This is a genomic window from Sphingomonas faeni (assembly GCF_040407495.1).
GTDB lineage: Bacteria > Pseudomonadota > Alphaproteobacteria > Sphingomonadales > Sphingomonadaceae > Sphingomonas > Sphingomonas faeni_D.
Window position 1 is genome coordinate 17,962 of the sequence record NZ_JAPZPP010000004.1, and the last position, 25,947, is coordinate 43,908.

Genomic DNA, 25,947 nt, shown 5'->3' on the forward strand with positions numbered 1-25,947 from the left:
AAACTCCCTATCCTCGGGCTTGTTTCCACGCAAGCTAACAAAAGTTGATACTGTTGCTGGAACGACACAGTTTTTGGGGTGTTTTAGACCAAAATCAGTCCATGCCCTCGCAAGGCACTCAAAACGGCGGCAATTGCCGCCCGCGCTTCCAGATCGATGACAAGTCCGCCGGAGGGATCGACGATCGCCCCGCGTCGCGCACCGACGACGTCGACACCGCCGATCGTCACCCGCGATCCGGCCAGCACGCCCAGCGTCCACACCCCGCCGCCAAACCGCAGAACCTGTTCGTCCGCCACGCTCCACACCGCCATGCCGTCACGTGGTGCCACGAACCGCCACCCACTGCTCGTCCATCCCGCCATCGCCCGTGCGTGCCCGGTCCAGCCCCCCGTCGGCACCGTGCCGACGATCCAGGCGTCCCCCGCCGCAGGCGACGCCGGCGGTGCATTCAGCCCCACGGCCAGCACGGTCGCCGGCACGACGAGGTCGAGCAGTGCGAGCGCCTCGTTATGCGTCGTTTCCTTCTGCGCCTGGCCTGGCTGCAACATCGGCAATGCCAGTCGCGGTGTGATGTCGTCGCTCATCATTCGTTCCCCCGTTCGAAAATCAGGCCGGTACGATCAGGCCGGTTCCCCGCGACTCCCCGAAGACGCCGCGTTGCCGCACCGTCACGCGCGCGACGCCAGCCCGCTCCTCCGCCGTCACTGCCGCGGACGGCGTCACGACCTCGATCTCGCGCGTGCCCGTGGCGGTGGCGACGGTCACCCGGTACGCCTCGGTCTCCTCGGCAAGCGGTGCATCGACTCCGTCGATCCAGCGCCAACCCGCTCGGCTTCGCCGCGTCCACCAGACCGTCGCGCCGCCGTCCGCCTCGCCATGCCAGTCGAGATGCACGGGCGAAGGCGGCACCACGGACGCGCCGGTCATCAGGCACCGGGTCTCGACCGGAGTCGCATCGCCCACGCCCGAGGCCATCACCCGAACCTCGCGCGCCAGCACCGAGACCGGAAGATCGAACGCGCGCGCCGCCCCCGTTTCCAACACCGCGAACCGATCCCCGATCCCCTGCGTGCCGGCCGCCGCCTCGCTCCCCCGCCGTCCGCGCAGCAGCCCGCTCAACCGCCACCGCGCGCCACCCAGCGGTTCCGCCCGCCCGAACTGCACCAGTTCGTCGCCCAGCAACGCCAGGTTCTCGCCACGGTCGAGCGCCGCCGCATCCGCATCTCCCAGCGTCATGTCCGCATGGGCAAGGACCACCTCGAACGCGCCTCGAAGATCGATCAACGTCGCGGGCGCGCCCGACGCGACACCGGCAATCGTCCCCAGCACCGCAGGCGCAGCCGTCGCCCCGGCCGTCACCCAACTCACCCCGTCGTCGAGGCTGTACAGCAGAGCCGCCTGCCGCCACGCGGCGCCGGTGCCCGCCGCGACCACGGTCATCCGCGGCGCAGTCAACGGAGCCTCCTCCAGCCCGGGGATCTCGAAGGCATGGACGATCGTCGCGCCGATCACCGCGTCCGCCGCCTTCGAAACCCGTCCGCTCGTCGCCGTCGCAGGCAGCGAAGCCGCCACCAGCGGCACCAGCCCCAAGATCGTCGCCATCCCCTCGATACTGACGTCGGTCACGCGCCAGACGCCGCCCTCGCTCGCGCCCCGTTCGTCGACAATCGTCACGCAAGCCCCTGGCGCGATCGCCATCGCGCCGAACCCCGCCGCGACGGTCCGCCGCACGCGCCCAGCCTCCGCCCTCGCAAGCATGGCCTCCGCCACGGTCTTTGCCGCGCCTGCCTCGAGCACCGCCGGTACCTCGATCCGTTCGTCACGCAGCCCCGCGCCCGGCCGCCGCGCCCGCTGGACCCCCGCCTGATAATCGCGCGCCGCGTCATAATAGCCGACCGTCAGCGACCGCGGCACCGTCTCGATCGCCGCCACCGCTCGAGCCCGCCGCACGCCCTTACCCGAAGCCGCAAACCCCTCGTCCGCCACGGTCACGGCAGCGCCCGCCGTATCGCGCATCACCAACCCGGTTCCGGAGGGCGCGAACCAGGCCCCGCCGGCGTGTCCCAACATCTCCAGCACCGCCCGAACGCTACCGCCCGACGCGGCGAACCCGCCCACCGTCAGCGCAGCCGTTCCCGAAACCTCCTGCGCCAGCGCCTTCGCGATCGTCGACACCGGCACCGAACCCTCGTCCGCCATCACCTCGAACGTCAGCGAAGGGATCCGATTCCCGAAATCCGCCAGTTGCAACATCTCGAACACGGCGTACGCCGCCCCCCGATACGCAGGCGACGCCGCGCCCTCGGCGGACGCGATCAAGGGATCGACCGCTTGATCCTCACCCCCGAGATGCAACCGAAACCCGGTCGCCGTCTTGAAGTCCCCCGCCGCTCCCCGCAGCAGCTTCCCCTCCGCCCAGATCCGCCCGACACCGCGGATAGCCCGCGCCGACAACAGCACCGCAAACGACGCCGCATAGGAATAGGTGGACGTGCTCGGCTGCCCTTTTCCACGACGGGACGACGCGCGAGTCTCGATCAGGTCGGACGCCCAGATCACCGTCCCCGCCACCCGCATCGTACCGAACAGCTTCGGAATCTGGCTGCCGTAAGACGACGTCTGCACCGCCAGCTCGACCAGCCGCGGTCCCTCGCGCCGCTTGGGGGCGAACAGCGCGTGATCCACGGACTGACCGATCAAAGCCCCGATCGCACCGCCGATCGGCCCGCCCACCGCGCTCCCCACCGCCGTCAATACCAAGGTCGCCATGTCACACTCCCATCCGCCACACACCGATCAAAGGCCAAGGCGGCATCCCCGGCCGCTCCACCACGCGCCGCAATCCCGCGTCCGCATGCACGAAGCCGGTCGCGGTCCTGATCCCGAAATGAAGCTGCCCCGGCCCTGCCGCCATCAGCAGCACGTCGCCCGGCTCAGCCTCGGCAACCCGCACCAGCACCCGATCGAGCACGCCCCAGTCGTCGCCTCGCAACGAATACCCGGTCGGAACCTCGCCGACATAGCCGCCAGCGCGCAGCGCCAGCGCGACCAGCCCGACGCAATCGAGCCCGTCCGCCCCCCGCCCATGCAACCGAAACCGCGTCCCGACAGCGGCAATGGCAGCGTCCGAAACGGCGCTCAAACCCCCGGATATCGCGTGAGCAGATCGATCCCCGGCAGAAACGGCTCCCCCCGGAAATTCACCGCATTCCCGAACCGCCCCGCGCAGGTGGCCAGGCTCTTGTCACACCCCTCGACGACCTCAACGAGTGCGCCGGCCTCGACCACGAAAGCCGGCACCGCCCGCAAGGTAACCGCCATCCCGGCCCCCCGTGCGACCGCGCTCTCCAATCCGCAATTCGCACCGCCGAACCAGCGCAACAGCCCACCACCAAGCCCCTCCGCGCTCGAGTCGAGCGTCACCACCGCTCCCTCGGTCGCAACGACCCGAGCAAACCGCCGCCGCCCCGCCATCGCAACCCGGCACCGCCGATCCCCCAGTTCCGCCCGACACTCCGGCGACGTCTCCTCCACGACCGCCCGGTCCAACGCCGCACTCGCTCCTCGCAGTTCGGCGGTGAACCCGGCGTCCCTCAGTTCGACGGCGCCGATAACACCCTCGCCCAGCTCCACGCGCGAGGTCGGATCGGTCCAGTCCACCGCGAACAGCGCCACCCGAGCCCCATCCCAGCGTCCGCTCAGCAGATCGCGCTCGCCAATGGCGGCAGACGTCAAAGCCCCCGCCACATCCATGGTATCGGCGTCCAGGCCGTCGCCGCGCTGGATCGCGGACGGTGTCATCCCCGGCGCAGCCCGGTGCACCAGCCCTGCCACCAGCAGATCCCGATCATGCGCGGTCAGACCCACCGCCACGCCGTCGCGCCGCTCGATCCGCCAGCACAAGGCGATCGTAGCCAGCTCAGCATCGAGAAACATGGCAGTCTCCTAAAAACGCCTCTCCCATCCGGGGAGAGGGAGGGGCCCGCGCGTGGAGAAATCACGCCTCCCGCACCTCGACCAACGGCACGCTCGCCGCCACGCCAGCGAGAAACGTGGCTCGAGCCACGCTCAACCGATCCTCGGCAAACCGGACCGGCACATCGAACGCAAACCCGGACGTCACCACGACCCCGAGGGCCGGCGCCAGATCCAGCACCACCCACCCCCCGGCCTCCACGGAAAACGCCGAAGTCCCGACGCCCCCCACCGCCACCGAGACACTGCCGGCAACCGGACGGGTAATCCGCCGCTCGGCTGCGCCATAGGATTTCACCAGGGCAAACCGCCGCGCCACCCCGTCGCCAACCCCCACGACCTCACTCACCGCATCGAAGTCGAACGGATCGCGCAACCGAAACCCGCGCGCCGCCCCCATCCGCGCGCGGAAAAACGCGAGCAACACGCCGATGTCCGCCTCGCTTCGCAATCCCGGCCCGACGTCATACGACGTTCGAGCCTCCGCCCACGCCGCATTCCGCGCCTCGCGTCCCCCGGCACTCGTCAGGATTGCGGTCGAAAACCCAGGCGCCACCTCGGCCTCGCGCCCCAGCTCGAGCGGAAACAGCACGTCATCGAACGCGTCCACGGCATCCTCCTGTTCCGTATCGAAATGCACGAACCCGTCCCGCATCACCTGCGGCAGCGCCCACAGGAACGTCTCCGCCACCCCCCGCGCTCGAGCGACCTCGGCAGCCGCTTCGATCAGCCCCCACTGCACCGCCTGATCCGGCCGCAACACGAACCCGGACAAGTAATGCTGCCGCTCCGCCGGATAGCCGAGCCGCGCGAACGCGACCGCCACGCCCTTGGCGGACGATGCGGAATCCCCCGCGGTGACCCAGTCGTAATCCTCGAGCTGCAACACATCGAACGCAGGACTTGCCCACCCTACCGGCATGTTCGCACGCTTGGCTTCAGGCGCGGCGGCATCCAGAACGGTCGGCAGATACGTCAGCAGATGCGTGACGCACCCCGGCGCCTCCGCCTTGGCCGCCGCCGCCAACGCCGCCGTGGACGCCGCCAGGCATACCCCCGCCGCATCCAAGGTCGCGATCCGCGCCGGCGTCTTCGTCCCCCGGATGCTGCCGATCGCGACCGGCGCAAACGCCGCCACCGCGCTCGCATCGTACAGGCAGGGCCGCCCGTCCGGCATGATCCACCACCACGGCTCGCCGACCTGGAACTTCGCGGCCAACCCTCCGGCCACCGCGATGGCCATGAAAGCCCGCGCGACCGCCCGCAGATACCCCATCGCTCCGCCATGCGCCGGCGACAGCAGCGTCGACGGCGGCTCCCACCCGGTCAGCGCGGGCGATCCATCGGCCGCCCGCTGCTTCCAGTCGTTCCAGCAATGCGCGTCGAACAGCTCGTAACTCAGCGACCAGATCACGTCGAAGCCGAGCGCCTTCGCCCGCGCCGCAAAATCCCGGTGCCACGCCGCACACGCAACGTTCAGCACGCCCCCCGCCGCCGAAACGTAGAACCCGCCGCCAAGCGCCTCGAGCCGAAAATAATGGCTCATCCCGACATAGTGCGTGATGCTCCCGCGATACCCGAGATGCAGCGCATTCCGCAGCAACCGCGCCGGCGTCAGATTATAGCTGTCGTCATACCCGCCAGCGATCCGGAACTCGTGCTCCGGCACCACCGCATCGCCGATCGCCAGCACTGACCCCGGCCCCTCGCAGACCATATCGGTCCACTCGACCCACCCCTCGCGCGGCGCGGCCAGCGGCACATCGACCTTCGTATAGTCCGGCGGCACCAGCGACACGAACATCCGATCGATATCCCCCGCCCAAACCGGATCGGAGTCCTCGGGCAGTTCAAACCCGCTAACCATCGCCCCGAAATCCAGCGAAACGACCGCATCCTCCGGTATCCCGACCGCATAATTCCACAACCGCACATACCACGCGCGCGCCACGCCCGCCGCATCGCGCCCTTCGATCGTGAGCGTCGGGCCGTTGATCGCATCCAGCGCCATCACGCCGCTCGAACGCCACCGAAACGCCAACCGACAGTCCCGAAAATCCCGCGACGTCTCGTACTTCAGCAGCGGATGATCGAACCGATCCTCAGCCGCCCAGATCACCCCGGCCAGGTCATCCACCGTGTAAAACACAGCATCCACCCGCAGCGACGCGGGGCCGGTCGTCACAACGGACGCCATCATCGGCCGCGGAAAATCCACCGTCCAGAACCGAGGATCGAACCGGGACACAAGCCCCTCGACCTGCACAGTCCGAGCCGAGCAAAGCCAATGCGCCATAAGATCCTCCTCTTTCCCTCGCCCCTACGGGGAGAGGGAGGGGCCCGCGCGCCCTTGCGCGCGGGAGGGAGAGGGGCGTGAGGCACGGAACCCCCGCCCCAAAGCCCCTCACCCTCCCGTCGCCGACGGCTCCTCCTTCCCTCTCCCCGACGGGTAGAGGGACTATTCGCTCGCCAAAGCCGCCTTCACAGCCCGAGCCACCTGCCGGCTCGACTGCGCCAATACCCCAGGCGCGCTCCCACCAGCCGCATTGACGGTGATCGCCACCCTCACCTCCCGAACCCCGCCCCCCGGCGCGCCAGCCTCGACCCGCCCGCTGGAGGTAGGCACGAACACCTCCGCCCCCCGCTCCCCCACGACATAAGCCCGCCCCGGCAACCCACCAACCAGCCCGGCAAGCGCCCCACTCAACCCCCCACCACGCAACACCGACTGCACCCCAGCCTTCAAAGCCGCCGAAGCAATCGCATCCAGCGCCGACAGAGCGACCCCCTTCAGCTCCTCGAACCCCAGCTTCCCCGACCGAACCGCCCGCAACAGCCCCGCCTCCAACCGAAGCGCAGCCCGCTCCGCCCCAGCGCCGAGAACACCCTCCAGCTCCCCCCGCATCGCCTCGACGTCACGCGAGAACCCGGTCGTATCGGCCCGCACGCTCACCAGCGCCGCATCAAGATCATCCATCAGGAAAAGCCCCCCTCAACCACGCGATCGTCGAGGCATCCGGCGGCGTTTGCACATCCCCCACCAAAGCCCCCACAACCCCCGCCAATTCCGCCGGCGTAGCGCGCCAGAACACCTCCGGCGCCCACCCCAACACCGCGCCAGCAAACCCCGCCAACCGCGCCGCATTCTCGGAGAACGTCACTTCCCCGCCAGGATCTGCCGCAACAGCACTCGCAACACCGGCGTCACCGCCGCCAGCCCCGCCTCGACGACAGCCTCCCCCAACCGCTCCCGAGTAACCCCCTCGGGACACTCGCGCAGGCAATGCCAGAACAGCCCCACCATCTCCCCGATCCCAAGCTTGCCCTCGGCCGCGCGCTCCACCAGCGCAAACAAAGGCCCCAACTCGCCCTCCGCCGCCACAAGCGCAGCAAAGCTAGGCCGCAAAACAAGAGTCTCCCCCCCAACCCGAAGAGATCCCTCCCCCCGAACCGGATTCGCCAAATCACCCATAAGATGTCTCCAAAAATTCCCTCGCCCCTCCGGGGAGAGGGAGGGGCCCGCGCGCCCTTGCGCGTGGGAGGGAGAGGGGAGTGAGCCTAAGGACCCAAGTCCCAACCACCCCTCACCCTCCCGTCGCCAAGCAGCTCCTCCTTCCCTCTCCCCAAAGGGCGAGGGAGATTAAGCAACAACAACAGCCCCGGAACTCTCCAGGCTAAGCGTATAAGACCGCTCCCCGTTGAAATCCCCGGCATAGTCCAGCCGCGACACCAGGAACTTCCCCGTCATCGTATCGCCCCCCTCGAACGCCAGCCGGTAATCATCGAGCACGCCGGTCAGCGCGCTAGCCTTCACCCGCAACTCCGCCACCGACCCGGTAAAGACCCCAGCCCCCGACACCGAAACACTCCGAACCCCAGCCCCAGACAGCAACTGCCGCCACCCCCCGGAATCCTTCGTGGTGACGACGATAGCCTCCCCATTCACCGACATCTGCGTCGTCCGCAGCCCCGCCACCGTCGCATAGACCACCGGCACCGCCCCGTTCCCCACCTTCAGCAGGAACGCACTCCCCTTCTCCACCGCCATGTCCGTCTCCCCCAAAACCGTGCCGCTCAACTCTCGCGGTACATCCGCACCAGAAACTCCGACGTCCCCCGCCACCGATCCCCGACCCGCAGCACCCGAGACCGCACCAGCGCCAGCCGAACCACCCGCCACCCCTCGCCAAGATCGGGCGGCAGCGCCTCCAACCCCTCCTCCGCCACCGTCAGCAGAGCGCGCGCCCGAACCGGCCGCTCCCCCCCATCGAACAGCGTCAGCAGAACGCGCCCCTCGCGCCCGACCCAGGTCTTCGTACTCCAGTCCGACAACACCGGCTCGTCGACCACCGCATACGGCAGCCCCCCACGAACCGGCGGCGCATCGAACACGCTCACGTCCAGCACCGCGTTCAACCGAGCCACGATCGCCGCCTGCAAGACCACCCGACCACTCACGAATGCACCCCAGCGGACAGCCGCATCCGCCGATAAGGCCGCCACAAAGCCGCCACCGCGGCCGGCGGCGCGACATCGCTCTCCCGGTGATCGAACAGATGCGCGATTAGCATCGCCACCCCCTGCGCGATCGGCGCGGGCACTGCCTCGAAGCTCAAGGCAAGCCCCGCCGAATACGCGACAGCCACCCGCCCCGCCGATCCCGCGGCAAGAACCCGAACCCACCCGACCCCGTCCGCATCGATATCGACCGCATACGTCCCGACCGCCAACACGAACGGCGCCCCCTCGCTCGGCAACCCCGTAACCCCGGAAATCGCGCTCACCGGCGCAACCAACAGCCGCCGCCACCCCGCCGCACTGGTCACCACATCTTCGAACGGCCGCCCGATCACTGCCGTCCCCAGAAACGCCTCCGCCAACAGCAACGCCGTCGACGCCAACCGCGCCAACACGACATCCTCCCCGCTCTCCACCCGCAACAAAGCCCTAGCCGCGACGACCACCTCAGCGATCACCCCGGCAGAAATCGCCGACCCACCCATGGAACTTCTCCTGTTTCCCTCGCCCCTCCGGGGAGAGGGAGGGGCCCGCGTGCCCTTGCACGTGGGAGGGAGAGGGGCGTTGGAACGAGCACCGCTCGACCCAAACCCCTCCTCACCCGTCGATCAAGCCACCGAGAACTTCATCAGCTTGATGGCCTCGGAGTTCGTCACACACCCACCGACCCGCTTGGTCGCGTAGAAGCTCACGAACGGCTTGTTCGAATACGGATCGCGCAGGATCCCCGTCTCCGTCCGCTCGGCGATGATGTACCCCGCGCGGAAATTCCCGAACGCGATCGCCAGAGCATTCGCCGCGATATCCGGCATGTCCTCGGCCTCCACCACCGGATAGCCGAGCAACGTCGCCGGCTGCCCCGCCGCCAGCGACGGCGCCCACACGAATGCCCCATCGCTCGTCTTGAACTTCCGGATCCGCGCCAGCGTCGCCGCATTCATCACGAAGCTAGCCCCCTGCCGATAAGGCCCGCGCAACGACTGGACGAGATCGATCAACCGCTCCTGCGGACTCGCCGAAAAGTCCCCCGCAGTCCCGCTCGCCAGATACTGCAACGTCCCGAAAGCCCGAACCCCATCCGCAGTCGCTGCGGTAGCCGAGGTCAGGAACCCCTTGGGCCGCGACACGCCCGACCCGGACACGAACGCCGCCCCCTCGGCCTTCGCAAACTCCATCGCGATCTCGCCCGCCAGCCACTCTTCGACATCGAAAGCAGCATCGTCCAGCATCGCCTGGCTAGCCGAAGGGTTCGCATACAGCTCCCCCGTAGGCGGCGCGATCTCGGTGAAAACCGGCGAAGCCGTCTCCGGCCGAGCCGCATTCTCCGCCGCCCACCCGGACGGCGTACCCCCGGTCGTCACCAGCTTGCGATACCCCGCCGAGCCCACCTTCACGACATTGGCAATCGCCCGGATCGGCGAGATGCTCTTCAGCAACGTATCGATCTGAGCATCGATCTCCCGCGGCACCGCAAAGCCGCCAGAATCCCCCGTAACCCCGGTAAAAGCCTTCATCTCCAGCGTAGCGCCAGTCCGAACGAACCCCGCAAACGCCGCATTCTGCGCCAAGGGGGAAGCCCCCGCCAAAACCGGCCGGTCAACAACACTCATGTCCATCTCCTCGCATGAAACGAAAAAAGGCGCCCCGCAGGACGCCTCATGAAACTCAAAAATCCCCTCGCCCCTCCGGGGAGAGGGAGGGGCCCGCGCGCCCTTGCGCGTGGGAGGGAGAGGGGAGTGAGGCTAGGAACACCCGCGCCAAAGCCCCTCACCCTTCCGTCGCCAAGCGGCTCCTTCCTCCCTCTCCCCGACAGGGAGAGGTAAACGCCGCTAAGGCACCACCTCAACCCGAGCCAAAGCCTGCATCGGAACCGCCACCAGACTAACCTCCACTAGCTCCACCGACAGCAACTCTCGCCGAACCCCCTGCCGCACGGACGTCGCCCGATACCCAACCGACAACCCAGCAACCGCCCCAGACCGCACCAACCGAGCCAGCTCCAGATCCGCAACCACCCCCTCGACCCGCAACCCCCGCGCATCCTCCGCAACAACGGACAAGGACCCTACCGCCCCCCCACGATGCTGCCACAACAAAGGCACCACCCCGGCCCCAGCAAAAGCCCCCCGCCGCACCACATCCCCCGCGCGATCGACAACATCGAACACTGCCGCATACCCAGCAAACGCCACCGCGCCGCTCACTTCAACCACGCAGCAAACCCCAGCTTCACCGCCAGCCCCGCCAGCATCAGCGCCATCGCCAGCCGAGCGATCCACCCGACCACCGCCTTCCACACCGACCGCTTCGCATCCCGCCAAGCCGCCAGCAGCTCGCGCAACTCCGCCACATCCTCCCGAGCCCGCTCGTCGCTCAACGCCACCCGCGCCAAGGCCCGAGCCGCCCCCAACTCCCCCGCCTCCTCCACGATCGCCCGCAGCGTCACCAGGTCGACACCGCGCTCAGCCCCCTGCCGCATCAACTGCGCCAAAACCGCCCCATCCATCACGCCACCTCCTGAATCTCGAGCAACGCCCGCTTCTCCACATCACTGAGAAACGAAGCCGCAGAAACCATCCCCCAAAGCCGCTCGCGATCCTCCGCCAGCGCCGGCACCCGGTCGAGATCGACCGAAATCGCCGCCCCCTCGAACCACCCGGCCAGCCCCTGCGCGATCCCGCCCAGCACCGCGCTCGCCAGCGGCAAAATCGCCAGCCGCCACAGCGCACGATTGGCCTCGCGGTAATTCGCGTACGAATTGTCCCCCGGCAGCCCGAGCAGCATCGGCGGCACCCCGAACGCCAGCGCGATCTCCCGCGCCGCCGCCGCCTTGGTCCCCACGAAATCCATATCCGCCGGCGACAAGCTCAACGCCTGCCACCTGAGCCCCCCCTCCAGCAGCATCGGCCGCCCCGCATTCCCCGCCCCCGAGAACGACGCCTCCAGTTCACCCCGCAACCGCTCGAACTGCTCGGTCGACAACGTCGCGCCATCCTTCGGATCGTACATCAACGCTCCCGAAGGCCGCGCCGCATTGTCGAGCAAAGCCTTGTTCCACCGCGCCGCCGCATTGTGGATCGCCACCGCCCCAGAAGCCGCCCCCAGGCACCCCAACCCATAATGATCATCCACCGGATTGAAGCTCTTCAGGTGAATAACCTCCGGCCGAACCGGATCGGCATGCAGCCGCGCCACCCGCTCCCCAACGCGGTACCGATAAGCCGCCGGCCACCCACTGGCATCCGGCTCCACCGTCACCCGCTCCGGCCGCAGCGCATAGAGTTCCGCCGCCCCGCCCTCGACATCGCGCAGCACCTGCACATACGCATTGCCGTGCAGCATCAGATGCGCCGCCACCGTCTCGATCAGCGTCTGCCCGCCCGACCGCACCGTCGCCAGCGCCAGCAACGCCGGATCCGACGCAACGATCGGCGCGCTCCCCAGCCCCTCCACCACCAGCTTCACCGCCCGCTGCGCGATCGGATTATCCAGATACGCCTCGCGCACTTGCGCCTCGTAACTCCGCGGCCACTCGCCAAACGCCGAGCCCCCAATCGCCCCCGCCGAAGACCGAGACAACACCGGCCGCGACTCATCGCGCCCAGATTTCCACCCGAACAATTTCATGGATGATCTCCTCTAAATTCCCTCGCCCCTACGGGGAGAGGGAGGGGCCCGCGCGCGCTTGCGCGTGGGAGGGAGAGGGGAATGAGGCTCGGGACCAAAATCCCAACCACCCCTCACCCTCCCGTCGCAAGAGCTCCTCCTTCCCTCTCCCCGAAAAGGGAGAGGGCCAAACCTAAAGCACCCGCGCCGAAACCCGCGCCCGCGGCCCCAACATCACCTCGGTCATTGCCCAAACCAGCGCATCAGCCCGATCCGGAGACCGCCCCGGCCCCTCATACCCCCCGCCGGCGATCAGCCCGCAAAGCTCGTCCTCCAGGTCCGGAAATGCCCCCACATGCCAAGCCCGCCCACACTCATACAAAGCCGCCACCGGCTCCGCCCGCGCCACCTTCCCCAGCGACGCATGCACCAGCTTCACCGGCATCGCCCGATCAGCCCCGGCAAGGACGCTCCCCACCATCTTCCCCCCCTGGTTGGCCTCCGCGATCACCCGATCCGCCCCATGCCGCGCCGCGCACTCGGCCACAGCCCGAGCCCACCCCTCGGGACTCGCCCCCGAAACGCTCGCATCCTCCAAGACATACGCAAACCCATCGTCCCCAAGCGCAACCGCCACGATCCCGCAGGCATCCCCCGGCCCCCCGGAAACACTCCCGGCCGGAGGATCCACCCCCACCACGACCCGCGTCACCACCGGCGCAAAAGCCACCCGCCGAGACTCCACCAGCGCCCGCGTCCACAAGGCCCCAGCGACGTCCTCGATCATCTCGCCATCCAGCTCCTGCCGCCCCAACCGCGTCCCCGCATAGGTCGCCGTCACCGCCGCGACGAAGCTCGCGGGCAGATGCGGATTGTCACGCGTCCGCCCGTGCGTCTCGACCAAGTCGGGCAGCGCCATCAACCGTCGCATCAGCGCGATCGGCCGCGGCGTCGTCGTCACCAGCGCGCGCGGCGTCTCGCCCAGCCGCAATCCCATCATCAGATTGTCCCAGGTCGCATCGCCGTGCCGCCATTTCGCCAGCTCGTCGCACCACGCCCAGCCATGCTCGGGCCCGCGCAGCGATTCCGGCGCTTCCGCCGAATAGGCATAGGCCTTCGCGCCGTTCGCGAAGTGCAGCTCGCCCACCGCCCCGCGCCACGCCGGTTCCTCATCGTCGTGCGCCACCGCGATCAGCCCGCTTTCGCCCTCGATCATCACCCGCCGCACGTCGTCGAGCGTCGCCCCGACCAGCGCGATCCGCGCGTCGGGATCCGCGCGTGCGATCTGCCACACCCATTCCGCCCCCGCGCGCGTCTTGCCGAAGCCCCGCCCCGCCCGGATCAGCCAGATCCGCCAGTCGCCCTCCGGCGGATATTGCCCCGCATGCGCCCAGTGTCGCCACCGGTCGCGCAACTCGTTGCGCTGGCCGAGCGTCAGCTTGCGCACGATCTCCGCGCGGTGGACGATCGGCAACCGCGCGAGCTCCGCCACCAGATCGCGATCCGGCTCCAAGTCGGGTGCCGGGTCGGGTACCGCGGCAGGCCCCTCGGCAGGCCCCGCGGCAGCCTTCGCCTCCGCGACCCGCGCCGCCTCCACCCAGGGACGCGGCACACCCTTGCGCTTGCGTGCCACCGGCTTGGCGTTCGCGGTGCCGCCCTCGCGAGGGTCCGTCCCGGCGATCGGACCGTCCGCGTCGGGACCCGCGCGCCGCTTCCGCGTCACGAGTCTTTCGCCATGCGTCGTGCCAGCGAATCCAGGAGCTTGCCCAGCGCGGCATCGGTGTCGATCGATGTCGCCCGGTGGCTCTGGTTCTTCCTGCGACCGCGCGCCTGGTCCGCGCGATGCTGGTTCAACATCGACAGGGCGAACTGGATGGCGGTCACGCTCGAAAGCTGGATCAGCCCAGCCCCGGGCACCGCCTGCCCCCGCCCGAGCGACCCCGTCGCCGCCCCGCCCCCATCACCAGCACCACCGCCGACATCCCCGTTCTCGCTCTCGTCGTCCGCTGTATTTCCACCGGCAACGGTCCCCCCGACGGTTCCGCCGCCGACCGACTCCAGCGCGGTCGCCAGCAACAGTTCTTCCAGCCGTTCGTACCCCCGCACCAGCGCAGCCTGCCATCCCGCAGCGAACGCCGGATCGCGCGCCCGGCGGTTATACGCGCCGCCGACCGACATGCCGACCGCCGCGACCGATGTCGTCACATTGCCGGTCATCGCCAACGCCTCCAGGAACCGCATCTGCATCGCCGCGCTCCATTCGTTCACGCGCGGTTTGCGGATTTGCACAAGGCGGTTCTTGCCCCCTCTGATCGCCCTCGCTCGCGTCGTCCCCGTCTCGACCGTCCCCAGCTCGATCGTCGCCTTGCGGCTCGCGCTCGTCATCTCGCCACCAACGGGCGTGCTCCCAATGGCCCTGGTTTCGGCAATCGTGGTTTCGGCGATCGTGGTGTCAGCAACCGCGATTTCAGCCGCCTCGATTTCAGGAGCGACGGTTTCGGCGACGGCGGTTTCGACCGAGGGTCCGCCGATCCGGATTTGCCCTGCAACGATATCGGCCGGCGCAGGATCCTGTGTCTCCGCCAGCGCGATGGACTGCGTATGCGCCATCGGTTCTCCCTTTCCGCAACGACCGCCAGAACGCGAAAAGGCCGGCGACGTCCGAGGCTCTCACCCCGGCCGTCCCGGCCTTCGTCCGCCGAGCCCTACAGCCCGACCCGCAATTCTTCAGCGTTCCCGTTATGTACCAAACGAGCGTGACGATGTCAAGCGATTTAACCGATCTGGTTATCTCAAAGCTTACGGTCGGTTCCGAGCCAACGCAACGTCATGTCCGCAATCGCCCAATATCAGACGCTCGGATGCCGTATCGGGGCTCCCGAAACTGCCATTCGTTCAGGACGATCTTTCTCACTACAGCACCGGACTAAACGGAACGCGTGAACGCCCCGTCAAAGCCAACGGTCAGCTTGCCCTTTTCTGGAACGTTGGACCAAGCTGCGCTCAGCTCATCAATCCTGACGCGTATCGCCTCGATGTCTTGCTTCGATACGGGAGCGACCGCATGCCCGCTGGCCGCACAGCCATGCTCATACATTGCGATGGCGTCGGAGGCGCTGACCCTTCCGCTCCACATTTCGGCTTGGAAGGTCTCGACGAGCCGCTCGATCGCGTCAGCCACCTCATCGCCTTGGGTCGAAAAGCTCGCCGGTTGGCCTTCCCGTAACAAAGACAGGAAGCCGCGATGCGGCACGACGCTCTCGACCGCATAGTGGATCATATCGTGGGGGATGATGCCCTGTTTTGGGCATTGAATCATCTCTAGGGGTAAGCCGCCGCGCTCGATATGCAGATTATCGTACTTCCCAGTGCCTTTTGTAAACGTAAGATGCACGCACTAGTCTCCTTGCGTTTGCAATCCAGCAAAGTCCCGCGCGCGTGGCAAGACCGGCGGCTAACGCCCAAATGTTCATCGTTCGACGACTTCTGATCTTCAATCCAAAGCTGCCGTTGGTTAATCAATCAAAACCCGTATAGGTTTCGAACCAAGTGGATGCGCATAATGGCGGTAGCTCCGAATATCAGCATGACGATCAGGGCCATGCCGAAACGTCGGTTCGGCTTATCCTCAGGACTGGTAGCCATTCCTAGAATGCTTGAAACGGCAACAGAAGCACACACGGTTGCCATACCAATGTATCCAAACAAGTATACAGCCGTACTTTCCGCTTGGTGACGCCGAACCGGATGATTAACTGTGCCGTACAGGTCGAGAACATGCGGAACATGCTCATAAACCCAGGCAGAATATATCCAAAGCGCGGTGCAGGCCAATGCGAACGGAGCGGCCACGATCCAGCGCCTGCTCGGACTCTGTTCCATCACGATCGTTTAACACTGGTCGAGACTGTCCGCTATCCCCAGACTTTTGACCGAAAGCCGCCAGTCCGCTTTCCTTCCCATTCCGACCATTCCGCTTCCGCCCAATAGCGCCTCGCCGCATCGGTCGCTTTCGGCTTGGCGATAGACCCCGCACCATGCATCCCGTTCTAAACTCTTGTAGTCGAACGCGGGGCTCATCACCACGGCGAGAGCAGAGCCCCCCGCGTCAGCGTCTTCCTATCCTTGGGCGTTCTCCGGACGGAGGGTGTCGATGATCGCGCGGCGGCTCGCAGCCAACCTCTATCAAGAGCGCGAGTTACTGTATTATTATAGCGACACACATGAATCGGTTCGGTATGCGCCTGCCGCCGGGTATGCGATCCCTCGCTGACCGGCAGCTTCCCTTTTAGGGCACCTCCGGTCGCGCTCGACGTATCGATGTCGCGACCGCCTTTTCCGACGGCGCCAGCAGAACGCGCGACGGCCGGTCCCTGGTTTTTCGAGCTGGATGCAAGGTCTCGGTGTCCATTGTGAGCATGTGCGCCGCAACCGGGTCGACCGTCCGTTTCGCTCGCATGGCGGGCGTCGCCCGATTGCAGACATCGGTGTGATCGTTCACCCTAGGCAAGCTGCGGCGACAAGGTGACTAAACATGAGCTATAAAACGGACCATCGCAGCCGAACGCGAGCGGTCGCTGTGTATGGAGTGATCGTTTGCATCGGGGCAGCGCTGGGCTTTCTCGTAAGGGCAGGCGTCATCACCGACCACATCCTCTGGTAATAGCTGCCAACGATCGAACGATCGCGTTCCGGCATTCCGGCCATTCCGTTTACGCCCGCATCCGGACGCTTGCGCTCGTAATCAGGGCCACGGAAATGATCCGTGGTTCAGGCGGCGTGTTTCTTCGCGAATTCTGCAAAATAAGCATGCACGATAGGATCTGGTATCGGTGCGATAAGTTCGGCTACGTCACTGGCTACGGTGCCTTCGGCGTGCGGGATGCCAGCCGGTTTATAGCCCATCGCCCATTCGGAAAAGCTGCGCTCGGCGATCTCCCGATCGCTCAATATGACCGCGGCAAAGTGCCGACTATCGGCCTTGATACGGTCATAGGTCTTCATGACGGCGTCTGCAGGACCTTCGAGAGCCTGAAGGAACCGGCGACCGCCAACGATCAAAAGGCCTGTGACGTCGACCGCTTGATTGTTCCGGCGCGACACTCGCAGGACCTCATCCAGCTCCTGTTTTGAAAGCACGCTACGCGCGGTGCTGATATAAATTAATCGTATCACAAGTCGCCTCCGTATGGGGCGCTTCTACCGACTGAATCATAAACGTTTTCTCAATCGGAGTATAAGCATCCTCGCGATGCACATCGGCATGAGCCTCATTGCGTCCCGATCACCAATCGCTTCTGTAGAAAGGCAGTGGTGCAACTATGTCGACCTTGCCGATCGCCTTACCTATAAGCCGCCAGTTCGCTTTCCATCCCGGACATTTCCGAAATCCGATCCCGACGGGACAGCCCGCTCGCCTCGCTAGCCGTTCTCGAGCGGCAGAGCTGCTTAGCGGGGGCGCTGACCTAATCGCCAGGCAAGAAGCCGGGTGAATGGCGCCGGATCGTCCAGGCGGAACGCGACACGGACGAACGGACCTCGCTTTTTGAGGACCGAGCGACGACGCAGAGGACGATCCAGCCGCAGCATGATGTTGGGCCAGGCTAGCAATGCCGCGTTGAGGGTCGCGGGATCGCGTACCTCCTCGCCGGTGAAACCGCATTCGATGGCAATGATCGCGTCGAGCGGCACGAGCTGGTCGATCAGGAAACCGGCCCGCACGCGCACGCCCTCGGGCGTCAACAGCACCGGCCTGAACCGGAACGACTTGATGAGGCCGACAAGGTACACGAACCCCACGTCGCTCAGCACGAACATGACCAGCGTGGCGGTGCGGCTCCAGTGTCCGACGAGAAGATGGTAGACGGCGATCTCGATCGCCGACAGGATCAGCAGCGTCGTGCACATCGGCGTCAGGTGCTTGTGATAGGCGAACGCGCGGGCGTTGGCTGGCACGTCCGCCGGTCCGCCCCAGCGGAACAGCGCCATGTGGATCACCGTCATCTCCGCCACGGCCACGCGGACCAGCGCCGAGGGCAGAATCTCTGATGCGGCCGCCACCCACCGCGTCTTCCGGTCCATGCCGTCCCTGCTTGCCGCCCGGCGCGCTCTCGCCGTGGCCCAGGCGACATGGCCCAGAACGACGGCCGACATCGTCAGCACAAGGATCGGCGTCTCGAACAGTACGCCCCGTATCGCCGATGGCGAACCCAGCCAGACGGTGAAGCTGGCGCCGGCCAGCACGCCCAGGACGGCGCTCCGTGCCGGCTTTCCGGCGGATCGGGCGATCAACGACAGCATCAGCGTGTCCGCGACCGCCCACACGAACAGCAACAGCGCCACGAACGGATAGGCGGTCGCCAACGGCGTCCGTATCGCCATGCCGGCCAGCGCGACGATGATAACGGGCGCAATGCGTGCAGTGATATGGCGGCGATTGACGCTACCATCGGTCTGGGCTGCCATGGAAACCCCCGTTCGCTGTGCAAACGACCCCGTGCTGGTCTGGCGCGGCGTCAACCGTGCTTATACGCTGGCTTTGCAGGCGATCACCAGCGTCGCCAGCGTCTCAAACTTCCTTTCGAACGGGTTTGGAGATCGTGTCTGCCCTCCCCCCTCACCGCGTAGGCACGGGCTCCGCGCCCGAATAATCGTAGAACCCGCGCTTGGTCTTGCGCCCGAACCACCCAGCCTCGACGTATTTTACTAGCACCGGCGCCGGCCGGAACTTCGGATCGCCCGTCCCCTCGAACAGGACGCGCGTGATCTCGAGGCAGGTGTCGAGCCCGATGAAATCGGCCAGCGTCAGTGGCCCCATCGGATGGTTCAGCCCCAGCCGGCACGCGAGGTCGATGTCGCGCACGCTCGCCACGCCTTCGCCCAGCGCGAAGCACGCCTCGTTGATCATCGGCATCAGCACGCGGTTGACGATAAACCCCGGCGCGTCGTTAGCATGCACCACCTGCTTGCCGAGCTTTTCCGCAAACGCCTCGACCGCCACCACCGTGGCATCCGACGTCGCGAGGCCGCGGATCAGCTCGATTGGCCGCATCACAGGTACCGGATTGAAGAAATGCACGCCCATGAACCGGGCAGCATCGGGCGCCGCCTGTGCGAGGCGCGTGATCGGGATCGACGACGTGTTCGACGCCAGTATCGCATCCGGCCCCAGCACCTTGCCGACCTGGGCGAAGATCGCGCGCTTCACCGCCTCGCGCTCGGTCGCCGCCTCGACGACGATTGCACAGTCGCCCATATCCGCCACGCTCGCGATCGGCTCGATCAGCGTGAGTGCCGCATCGCGCGCCTCGCCCGCGATCTTCTCCTTCTCGACCAGCCGACCAAGCGCCTTGGCGATCCCCGCCTTGCCCTTGGTCGCAGCATCCAGCGATATGTCCGCCAGCAGCACGCGGTAGCCCGCCTGCGCCGACACCTGCGCGATCCCCGCGCCCATCTGGCCTGCACCAATCACACCGATCGTCTGCACGTCTCTCTCCTGATCTGTTGCCCCCTCCCTAGCCGCTTTTCCCCGCGCCGCCAGCGCGCTACGCTGCAACAATGCTGTGCAAACCGATCTTTTCCGCCCTCGGCCCCCTCGTCGCGCTGCCGCTGGCAGCCTGCTCGCCAAGCCAGCCCGCACCCCAGCCTAAAGCAGAGACGGCGCCAACAACCGAGCCAGCTCCCGCCGCGCCGACGGCACCCCAACCAACCCCTGCCACCGACTCGCATACGCCTTCAAAGCCGGGCGCGCTGAAGACCTTCACCGACTGGACCGTCGGCTGCGACAACACGCTGCGCTGCACGCTCGGCTCGCTCCTTCCCGAGGCGGGCGGCGAGACCATGATCACGCTCAACCTCACGCGCGAGCCTGGCCCCGTGGCAAGCGGCGGCGGCAAGATCGCGCTGGCGCTGGACACCCGCAACGACGCGGCGGCCACCAAGCGCCCGCCCGCCAGCTTCACCGTCGACGGCAAATCCATAGCCTTGGACGATGCCGCCGCGCTCGCCGCGGCCATCACCAACGCCCGGTCGTTGAAAATCCTCGACGCGAACGGCGCCACGCTGGCCACCGTCTCGCTGACGGGCGCCGCCGCCGCGCTTCGCTACATCGACGCACGACAAGGCCGCACCGGCAGCACAGACGCGATCGTCGCCAAGGGATCCGCGCCCTCGGCCGCTTCCACGCCCCCGCTCCCAACCATTACCGCGATCGCGCCATCGGGCACCGCTGCAAAGCTCACCGCCGCTCAGGTTGCCACGATGCGCAAACGCGCCACCTGCGATCTCGCCAGCTTTCCCGACGGCGCAGACGAGTCAATCACCACCCATGAAACGCACGCGCTGGGCGGCGGCAAGTCTCTCGTCATCCTCCCCTGCTCGACCGGCGCCTACAACCTGATCGGCGCGCTCTTCATCGTCGATGGCGCGAGAATCACTCCAGCCCAACTCGACGCCCCTTCTGGCTTCGAGGCAACCGGCGCCGACACCGGCACCCCCGTCAAAAGCGTCATCAACGGCACGTTCGAGAACGGCATCCTCACCAGCTACGCCAAGGGTCGAGGCCTGGGCGACTGCGGCTCGCACCAGAGCTTCGTCTGGGACGCCACCCGCTTCCGCCTCTCCGAACAGGCCGACATGGGCGAATGCCGCGGCAACATCGACTACATAACCACTTGGCGCGCAAAGGTGGTGCGGTAACTCTTCCCCCTTTGACGAAGGGAGCATGCCCAGACTGGACATCGCGCTGCGAGCCTGTCGCGAACTGGCAAATACTGAGTCGGCCAAAGCTCGCGTACGGCGATCGAAGAAGCGCTAACGGGAAAGGAAAGGACCTCCCGGTTTCGCGGCTAGGACGTAGCCTTGCGCAAGACACGCGATAATTGCTCGACGGAATAGGGTTTGTGCAGCAGCTCGAAGCCATGCGTTCCATCTTGAGCCAGCACGTTGCTGTATCCCGACGTGAGTACGACAGGAATGTCGGGATGTTCCTCTCTAACATATTTGGCCAGATCGATCCCGTTCATGCCTGGCATGACCACGTCGGAAAATATGACATTGAACCTCGACGCATCCTTATCGAGTTCGGCGAGGGCCTCCTGAGCATCAGCGGCCCAAACCGTCACATAGCCAAGCTCTGCCAGCGATTGGGTCGTAAAGGTTCCCACCTCCTTGTTGTCCTCGACCACGAGAACGCAGGTGCCATGACCATCGGCAAGGCTCTCGCCGATGTCCGTTTCTTCGGTGCTTTCTCGGGGATCGACCGCCGGCAGATATAGGGTGAAGGTCGTACCGTGACCGACCAGACTCTCCACGGTTACGTCGCCGCCGGATTGTTTGGCGAATCCAAAGACCTGACTGAGCCCGAGACCCGTTCCCTGACCGACGCTCTTGGTCGTGAAGAACGGTTCGAACACGCGTTCCAGCTTCTCCGGCTCGATACCCGAGCCAGTATCCGTAATCGAAATAGCAACGTACCGGCCATGAACCTCGGGGTGCGAACGAACGGCTGGAATCAAGGACGCCGATCGCACCGCGATCCCGATGCGCCCGGCGCCGTCCATTGCATCACGCGCGTTCACGGAGATATTCACCAAGGCAGTATCCAGCTGGCTGGGATCCACATTGGTAAAACACGGCACGGCCGGCTTATCGATTTCGATGACGATGCGCGATCCGGTCAGCGTTCCAAGCATATCCGCAATGACATCGAGACTCCGTCCTACGTCGATGACTTCGGGCTTGAGCGCCTGTCTCCGGGCAAAGGCGAGCAGCTGTCCGGTCAGCTTCGCAGCCCGGTCGGCCGTATCGGAAATCGCGGCAATGTACCGCTGTCGACGCTCGGCACTAAGATCCGCCCGCTTGAGGAGATCGGTAGCGGACCGAATGACCGTGAGGAGGTTGTTGAAGTCGTGCGCCACGCCACCGGTCAGCTGGCCCACCGCCTCCATCTTTTGTGATTGGCGCAACGCGTCCTCGGCGCTTTGCAGTTCGCTGGTACGGGCGACCACCTGGAGCTCAAGGGACGCAGCCAGTGCCGATACCTCGTGCTCGGCGCGTCTGCGTTCCGCCGCAATACGCATCCGCTCGGCCACCTCGCGAACAAAAGCGACGTCTTCGTCTTTCCAAGTACGCAGCGTGCTTTGATGGATAAACAGCAGCGCCACCAGATTGCCGTTTTCCGTCAGCGGGACATTGATCATCGCACGGGCGCCCATCCGCTCCAGGCCCGCTGCATTGACGGTACGCGGGTCGGTTCGGGCGTCATCGAAGCTCACTTCTTTGCCGTCCATCAGATCTTCGATGTACGATCCGTAGTGGCGAATGTTATGAACACCGGCAATCGACTGAACATTGGGCGCATGCCAATCACGAATGATCGTGATATCTTCGGTTCCGGTATCGACTTTCCCATAACCGACCCGATCCACGCCAAGAGTACGGCCAATCACCTCCGACGCACCAAACAGGATGTCTTCCGGCTCGCCGGTGTCACGGAACAGATCGCCAAGCTCGACAAGTGCGCGCCGTCGTCCGTCGCTGAGCGTCTGATCGGTAACATCCGTAGAAACGCCGGCAATGCGCAAGGCAACGCCTTCTGCATTGAAGAACGGCTGGCCACGCGACCCTATCCAGCGCATTTCGCCGTTTGGTCGAAATACCCGATAGGTCACATCGTAATCGGTGCCCTCGGAAACGCAGCGCCTGACCTCGTCGATGCTCTTCTGACGGTCTTCGGGATGAATGGCATCCAATCGATCTTCATACGTAAAAGGCTGATCCGTCGGCCGTCCGAAAATCTCCTTGCACGTTTCCGATGCAGTCAGCCGGCGACTGGCAATCTCGAGGCTCCAGGTACCAAACCGCGCCGCCCTCAGCGTAAAGGCCAATTCCCGTTCATGCTGTTCTTTCTCCCGCAGACGGTCGGTCAACTCTGCCATCAGGGACGCGTTGCTCTTCTCGAGCCCCTGCATCCGTTCTCGCTCGATCGTCACATCGACTTGGCTAGCGAAGAAATACGCCAGCACGCCTTCGGTGTCGTAGACCGGCGCCATCAGCAGCCGGTTCCAGAAGGGCTCTCCGTCCTTGCGGTGGTTCCGGATATCGACCTCTATCGGCTCGACGGCTACGACCGCATCGTGAATACGCCTGACGGTTTCGGGATCGGTTTCCGGCCCCTGGAGGAACCGGCAATTGCGCCCCAATATCTCTTCGCGCTCATAGCCGGACAGGCGGCAAAACGAGTTGTTGGCGAAAACGACCGGATTGTCCGGAAGGCGCGGGTTGGTGATAATCATCGGCATCCGCGTTGCGCGGACCGCCGCTACGAACGGATCCGTGCCAAGATCCTGCCCAAGTACCTGCGCCGCGATGCGCTCTGCGTCGGCCGTCATCACGGGCACGCTTGCAGCAGCGCTATCGGTCGTTTCGCTCAAGGCCGCCTGCTCATTTCAGTTCGCTAAGTTGCCCTATCTAGGAGCAAATGTGCCAATCGCAACGTCAGCATCGGCATAGCTCTGGCCGCATGCAGCCTGACCAAGGCAATCCACCACGATGTATCGATCAGGGCGCCGGTCGCTCCACCTGAGCCTCGGCAAGATACACCCCGAACAGGCCGTCAGGATCGGTCCACGCCGCCACCGGCGTCCACCCGCCCGACCGGAGCAGGATCCGCGCATCCCGCGCGCCATATTTATGCGAATTCTCGGTGTGGATCGTCTCGCCCGCGGTCATCTCGAACGATCGCCCATCGACGGTGAACGCGACATCGCGCACCGCCTCTAGGTGCATCTCGATCCGCGCGCGATCGTCGTTCCACACCGCCTTGTGCCGGAACGCGTCGACGGGAATATCGCCGTCCAGTTCGCGGTTGATCCGCTCGAGCAGGTTCAGGTTGAACGCCGCCGTCACGCCCTGCGCATCGTCATACGCGGGCACCAGCACGTCCTCGCCCTTGATCCGGTCCATCCCGATCAACAGCATCGCGCCGACGCCGAGCGACGACCGCATCGCGCGGAGCAGATCGACCGCCATCAGCGGGATCATGTTGCCAATCGTCGACCCCGGAAAGAAGCCCAGCTTCGGTGTATCCGCGATCGTCTTCGGCAAGCTCAGCGGCCGCATGAAGTCCGCCTCGAACGGCAGCACCAGCAGGTCGGGAAACTGCTCGCTCAGCACCTTCGACGACTCTCGCAGGAAATCGCCCGAGATATCGATCGGCACGTAGACCGACGGCGCCACGGCATCGAGCAGGATCGGCGTCTTGGTCGACGATCCCGAGCCGAACTCGACGACCGCACGACCTTCGCCGGCAAGCGTCGCCACTTCGGGACACGCCGTCTCCAGGATCGAACGCTCGGTCCGCGTCGGATAATATTCGGGCAGATCCGTGATCTTCTCAAACAGCTCCGACCCACGCCGGTCGTAGAACCAGCGCGCCGGGATCGCCCGTGGGCGGCGGGCAAGGCCGTCCAGCACATCCGCACGGAACTGCGGATCGGCGAGCGTCTGCTGGCCGTCCTCGATCTCAGGCTTCAACATCAGATATCTTTCGCGAGACGCACGCCGGTGAACTGCCACCGTTGGTGCGGATAGAAGAAATTGCGGTAGCTCGCCCGCGCATGACCGCGCGGCGTCGCACAGCTGCCACCGCGCAGGATGAACTGCGAACTCATGAACTTGCCGTTATATTCGCCGACGGCACCGGCCGCGGTCACGAAACCGGGATACGGGCGGTACGCGCTGCCGGTCCATTCCCAGACATCGCCGAAAAACGCAGGGCCATTCGCGGCAGGCCGAGGCTCGACTGGCCCCGCGACATCCATCTGGTTGCCGCCGTTCGCGTCGTGCGAGGCCGCCGCCGCCTCCCATTCGAACTCGGTCGGCAACCGTGCGCCAGCCCAGCTCGCATACGCATCCGCCTCGAAGAAGCTCACATGCGTCACTGGTGCCGCCGGATCGATCGCGCGCCGCCCGTCGAGCCCGAACCGCGTCCAGCCTGCCTCGCCCTGTTCCCAATACAGCGGCGCGACGATGCCCTCGGCCTTCACCCACGCCCAGCCATCCGCCAGCCAATGCCGCGCTTCGGTGTAGCCGCCATCGGCAATGAACGCGGCCCATTCGCCGTTCGTCACGGTCCGGTCGGCGATCGCATGCGGCACCAGCAAGGCGGCGTGCCGCGGTCCCTCGCAATCGAACGCGAACCCGTCGCCGTCATGCCCGACCTCGACGATCCCGCTCTCGCGCGCGATCCAGCCGATCGGCCCCGGCATCTCGACCGGCACTTTCCGCAGCGCCGGCCACATTGCGGGCTCCAGCGGGTTCTCGGAAAACATGTGGAGGATGTCGGTCACCAGCAATTCCTGGTGCTGCTCCTCGTGATGACACCCAAGCGCGACCAGCGTCTGCGCATCCGCCGACAGCCCAGGCAGCGCGTCGAGCAACGCCGCATCGACATGCGCGCGGTACGCCCGCACTTCGTCGAGCGACGGCCGCGTCACCATCCCACGCCGATCGCGCGCATGACGCCGCCCCTCGGCCTCGTAATAGCTGTTGAACAGGAACGGAAATCGCTCGTCGTGCAGCGCGTAACCGGCGACATGATCGCGCAACACGAACGTCTCGAAAAACCACGTCGTATGCGCCAGATGCCACTTGGTCGGCGACGCGTCGTCCATCGACTGCACCGTCGCGTCCGCATCCGACAGCGGCGCGGCCAGCGCCAGCGTCAGCGCGCGTACGGCGGAAAAGCGCTCGCTCAAATCCGACGATGGAGCGGCGTTTGGATCAGGACGAACAGGCTGCGGCATCGATTATCCTTCAATGCGTCGCCCGGTACCGCAACGCTCG

26 protein-coding genes are annotated in these 25,947 nt (G+C 66.0%); 1 reads left to right on the forward strand and 25 read right to left on the reverse strand.

Features of this window, described 5'->3' with window-relative positions; translation table 11 throughout:
- Nucleotides 1-83: 83 nt before the first annotated feature.
- From O6W96_RS13235 to O6W96_RS13340, 22 genes are all read right to left on the reverse strand, one after another.
- Nucleotides 84-587: a DUF2793 domain-containing protein gene (locus O6W96_RS13235; RefSeq protein WP_353470005.1), complete on the reverse strand. Its 504-nt coding sequence runs from the start codon at nt 585-587 to the stop codon at nt 84-86.
- Nucleotides 588-609: 22 nt separating this feature from the next.
- On the reverse strand, nt 610-2,772 hold the full coding sequence (locus tag O6W96_RS13240; RefSeq protein ID WP_353470006.1) for a phage tail protein: 2,163 nt from the start codon (nt 2,770-2,772) through the stop codon (nt 610-612).
- A 1-nt stretch (nt 2,773) separates the two neighbouring features.
- On the reverse strand, nt 2,774-3,145 hold the full coding sequence (locus O6W96_RS13245) for a peptidoglycan endopeptidase (RefSeq protein ID WP_353470007.1): 372 nt from the start codon (nt 3,143-3,145) through the stop codon (nt 2,774-2,776).
- Nucleotides 3,142-3,939, reverse strand: coding sequence for a DUF2163 domain-containing protein (locus O6W96_RS13250; RefSeq protein WP_353470008.1), 798 nt, complete (start codon nt 3,937-3,939; stop codon nt 3,142-3,144). The genes O6W96_RS13245 and O6W96_RS13250 overlap by 4 nt, the downstream gene beginning before the upstream one ends.
- A gap of 61 nt (nt 3,940-4,000) precedes the next feature.
- A complete protein-coding gene (locus tag O6W96_RS13255) occupies nt 4,001-6,274 on the reverse strand; it encodes a DUF2460 domain-containing protein (protein ID WP_353470009.1) in 2,274 nt (757 codons plus the stop codon).
- 162 nt (nt 6,275-6,436) lie between these two features.
- Nucleotides 6,437-6,955 (reverse strand): tail tape measure protein, encoded by a 519-nt coding sequence (locus O6W96_RS13260; protein ID WP_435372221.1) that lies wholly within the window; start codon nt 6,953-6,955, stop codon nt 6,437-6,439.
- Complete coding sequence (locus O6W96_RS19695; RefSeq protein ID WP_435372222.1) at nt 6,948-7,250, reverse strand: phage tail assembly chaperone; 303 nt, start codon at nt 7,248-7,250, stop codon at nt 6,948-6,950. Before O6W96_RS19695 ends, O6W96_RS13260 begins: the two co-directional genes overlap by 8 nt.
- Complete coding sequence (locus tag O6W96_RS13270) at nt 7,136-7,450, reverse strand: gene transfer agent family protein (protein ID WP_353470011.1); 315 nt, start codon at nt 7,448-7,450, stop codon at nt 7,136-7,138. The genes O6W96_RS19695 and O6W96_RS13270 overlap by 115 nt, the downstream gene beginning before the upstream one ends.
- 168 nt (nt 7,451-7,618) lie before the next feature.
- Nucleotides 7,619-8,026 carry a phage tail tube protein gene (locus O6W96_RS13275; RefSeq protein ID WP_056484731.1) on the reverse strand — a complete coding sequence of 136 codons (408 nt, stop codon included), beginning with the start codon at nt 8,024-8,026 and terminating at the stop codon, nt 7,619-7,621.
- A 26-nt stretch (nt 8,027-8,052) separates the two neighbouring features.
- Nucleotides 8,053-8,403, reverse strand: coding sequence for a DUF3168 domain-containing protein (locus O6W96_RS13280; protein ID WP_353470012.1), 351 nt, complete (start codon nt 8,401-8,403; stop codon nt 8,053-8,055).
- A gap of 29 nt (nt 8,404-8,432) precedes the next feature.
- Nucleotides 8,433-8,981 (reverse strand): head-tail connector protein, encoded by a 549-nt coding sequence (locus tag O6W96_RS13285; protein WP_353470013.1) that lies wholly within the window; start codon nt 8,979-8,981, stop codon nt 8,433-8,435.
- Between the two features lie 123 nt (nt 8,982-9,104).
- Nucleotides 9,105-10,106 carry a phage major capsid protein gene (locus O6W96_RS13290; RefSeq protein WP_353470014.1) on the reverse strand — a complete coding sequence of 334 codons (1,002 nt, stop codon included), beginning with the start codon at nt 10,104-10,106 and terminating at the stop codon, nt 9,105-9,107.
- A 219-nt stretch (nt 10,107-10,325) separates the two neighbouring features.
- Nucleotides 10,326-10,793 carry an HK97 family phage prohead protease gene (locus O6W96_RS13295; RefSeq protein ID WP_353470015.1) on the reverse strand — a complete coding sequence of 156 codons (468 nt, stop codon included), beginning with the start codon at nt 10,791-10,793 and terminating at the stop codon, nt 10,326-10,328.
- Entirely contained in the window at nt 10,697-11,002 is a 306-nt protein-coding gene (locus O6W96_RS13300; protein ID WP_183129183.1) for a DUF6127 family protein, read from the reverse strand. Before O6W96_RS13300 ends, O6W96_RS13295 begins: the two co-directional genes overlap by 97 nt.
- Nucleotides 11,002-12,123 carry a phage portal protein gene (locus O6W96_RS13305; RefSeq protein ID WP_353470016.1) on the reverse strand — a complete coding sequence of 374 codons (1,122 nt, stop codon included), beginning with the start codon at nt 12,121-12,123 and terminating at the stop codon, nt 11,002-11,004. Before O6W96_RS13305 ends, O6W96_RS13300 begins: the two co-directional genes overlap by 1 nt.
- Nucleotides 12,124-12,295: 172 nt before the next feature.
- Complete coding sequence (locus O6W96_RS13310; RefSeq protein ID WP_435372228.1) at nt 12,296-13,594, reverse strand: DNA-packaging protein; 1,299 nt, start codon at nt 13,592-13,594, stop codon at nt 12,296-12,298.
- 227 nt (nt 13,595-13,821) lie between these two features.
- Nucleotides 13,822-14,712: a hypothetical protein gene (locus O6W96_RS13315; protein ID WP_353470017.1), complete on the reverse strand. Its 891-nt coding sequence runs from the start codon at nt 14,710-14,712 to the stop codon at nt 13,822-13,824.
- 316 nt (nt 14,713-15,028) lie between these two features.
- On the reverse strand, nt 15,029-15,496 hold the full coding sequence (locus O6W96_RS13320) for a hypothetical protein (RefSeq protein ID WP_353470018.1): 468 nt from the start codon (nt 15,494-15,496) through the stop codon (nt 15,029-15,031).
- A gap of 128 nt (nt 15,497-15,624) precedes the next feature.
- On the reverse strand, nt 15,625-15,954 hold the full coding sequence (locus O6W96_RS13325) for a hypothetical protein (RefSeq protein ID WP_353470019.1): 330 nt from the start codon (nt 15,952-15,954) through the stop codon (nt 15,625-15,627).
- Nucleotides 15,955-16,872: 918 nt separating this feature from the next.
- Nucleotides 16,873-17,277 (reverse strand): BLUF domain-containing protein, encoded by a 405-nt coding sequence (locus tag O6W96_RS13330; RefSeq protein WP_353470020.1) that lies wholly within the window; start codon nt 17,275-17,277, stop codon nt 16,873-16,875.
- A 273-nt stretch (nt 17,278-17,550) separates the two neighbouring features.
- Complete coding sequence (locus tag O6W96_RS13335; RefSeq protein WP_353470021.1) at nt 17,551-18,567, reverse strand: hypothetical protein; 1,017 nt, start codon at nt 18,565-18,567, stop codon at nt 17,551-17,553.
- Nucleotides 18,568-18,718: 151 nt separating this feature from the next.
- A complete protein-coding gene (locus O6W96_RS13340) occupies nt 18,719-19,588 on the reverse strand; it encodes a 3-hydroxyacyl-CoA dehydrogenase NAD-binding domain-containing protein (RefSeq protein WP_353470022.1) in 870 nt (289 codons plus the stop codon).
- Nucleotides 19,589-19,659: 71 nt separating this feature from the next.
- On the opposite strand from O6W96_RS13340, the gene O6W96_RS13345 reads away from it, so the two are divergent.
- Nucleotides 19,660-20,799, forward strand: coding sequence for a DUF1176 domain-containing protein (locus O6W96_RS13345; protein WP_353470023.1), 1,140 nt, complete (start codon nt 19,660-19,662; stop codon nt 20,797-20,799).
- Nucleotides 20,800-20,948: 149 nt separating this feature from the next.
- Here O6W96_RS13345 and O6W96_RS13350 read toward each other — a convergent pair whose 3' ends face one another.
- The 3 genes from O6W96_RS13350 to egtB form a co-directional block, all read right to left on the reverse strand.
- Nucleotides 20,949-23,534: a PAS domain-containing protein gene (locus tag O6W96_RS13350; RefSeq protein ID WP_353470024.1), complete on the reverse strand. Its 2,586-nt coding sequence runs from the start codon at nt 23,532-23,534 to the stop codon at nt 20,949-20,951.
- 127 nt (nt 23,535-23,661) lie between these two features.
- Nucleotides 23,662-24,639, reverse strand: a complete 978-nt coding sequence (egtD, locus tag O6W96_RS13355) for an L-histidine N(alpha)-methyltransferase (RefSeq protein ID WP_353470025.1) — start codon at nt 24,637-24,639, stop codon at nt 23,662-23,664.
- The gene (gene egtB / locus O6W96_RS13360) at nt 24,639-25,907 is read right to left on the reverse strand and encodes an ergothioneine biosynthesis protein EgtB (RefSeq protein WP_353470026.1); all 1,269 of its coding nucleotides are present in this window, start codon (nt 25,905-25,907) and stop codon (nt 24,639-24,641) included. The genes egtD and egtB overlap by 1 nt, the downstream gene beginning before the upstream one ends.
- Nucleotides 25,908-25,947: the final 40 nt, after the last annotated feature.

Bases quoted from the DNA above. Each gene is read 5' to 3' on its own strand.
- O6W96_RS13235 (WP_353470005.1), bottom strand. From the start codon at position 587: ATGAGCGACGACATCACACCGCGACTGGCATTGCCGATGTTGCAGCCA.
- O6W96_RS13240 (WP_353470006.1), bottom strand. From the start codon at position 2,772: ATGGCGACCTTGGTATTGACGGCGGTGGGGAGCGCGGTGGGCGGGCCG.
- O6W96_RS13250 (WP_353470008.1), bottom strand. From the start codon at position 3,939: ATGTTTCTCGATGCTGAGCTGGCTACGATCGCCTTGTGCTGGCGGATC.
- O6W96_RS13255 (WP_353470009.1), bottom strand. From the start codon at position 6,274: ATGGCGCATTGGCTTTGCTCGGCTCGGACTGTGCAGGTCGAGGGGCTT.
- O6W96_RS13260 (WP_435372221.1), bottom strand. From the start codon at position 6,955: ATGGATGATCTTGATGCGGCGCTGGTGAGCGTGCGGGCCGATACGACC.
- O6W96_RS13270 (WP_353470011.1), bottom strand. From the start codon at position 7,450: ATGGGTGATTTGGCGAATCCGGTTCGGGGGGAGGGATCTCTTCGGGTT.
- O6W96_RS13275 (WP_056484731.1), bottom strand. From the start codon at position 8,026: ATGGCGGTGGAGAAGGGGAGTGCGTTCCTGCTGAAGGTGGGGAACGGG.
- O6W96_RS13285 (WP_353470013.1), bottom strand. From the start codon at position 8,981: ATGGGTGGGTCGGCGATTTCTGCCGGGGTGATCGCTGAGGTGGTCGTC.
- O6W96_RS13290 (WP_353470014.1), bottom strand. From the start codon at position 10,106: ATGAGTGTTGTTGACCGGCCGGTTTTGGCGGGGGCTTCCCCCTTGGCG.
- O6W96_RS13300 (WP_183129183.1), bottom strand. From the start codon at position 11,002: ATGGATGGGGCGGTTTTGGCGCAGTTGATGCGGCAGGGGGCTGAGCGC.
- O6W96_RS13305 (WP_353470016.1), bottom strand. From the start codon at position 12,123: ATGAAATTGTTCGGGTGGAAATCTGGGCGCGATGAGTCGCGGCCGGTG.
- O6W96_RS13315 (WP_353470017.1), bottom strand. From the start codon at position 14,712: ATGGCGCATACGCAGTCCATCGCGCTGGCGGAGACACAGGATCCTGCG.
- O6W96_RS13335 (WP_353470021.1), bottom strand. From the start codon at position 18,567: ATGGCAGCCCAGACCGATGGTAGCGTCAATCGCCGCCATATCACTGCA.
- O6W96_RS13345 (WP_353470023.1), top strand. From the start codon at position 19,660: ATGCTGTGCAAACCGATCTTTTCCGCCCTCGGCCCCCTCGTCGCGCTG.
- egtD (WP_353470025.1), bottom strand. From the start codon at position 24,639: ATGTTGAAGCCTGAGATCGAGGACGGCCAGCAGACGCTCGCCGATCCG.
- egtB (WP_353470026.1), bottom strand. From the start codon at position 25,907: ATGCCGCAGCCTGTTCGTCCTGATCCAAACGCCGCTCCATCGTCGGAT.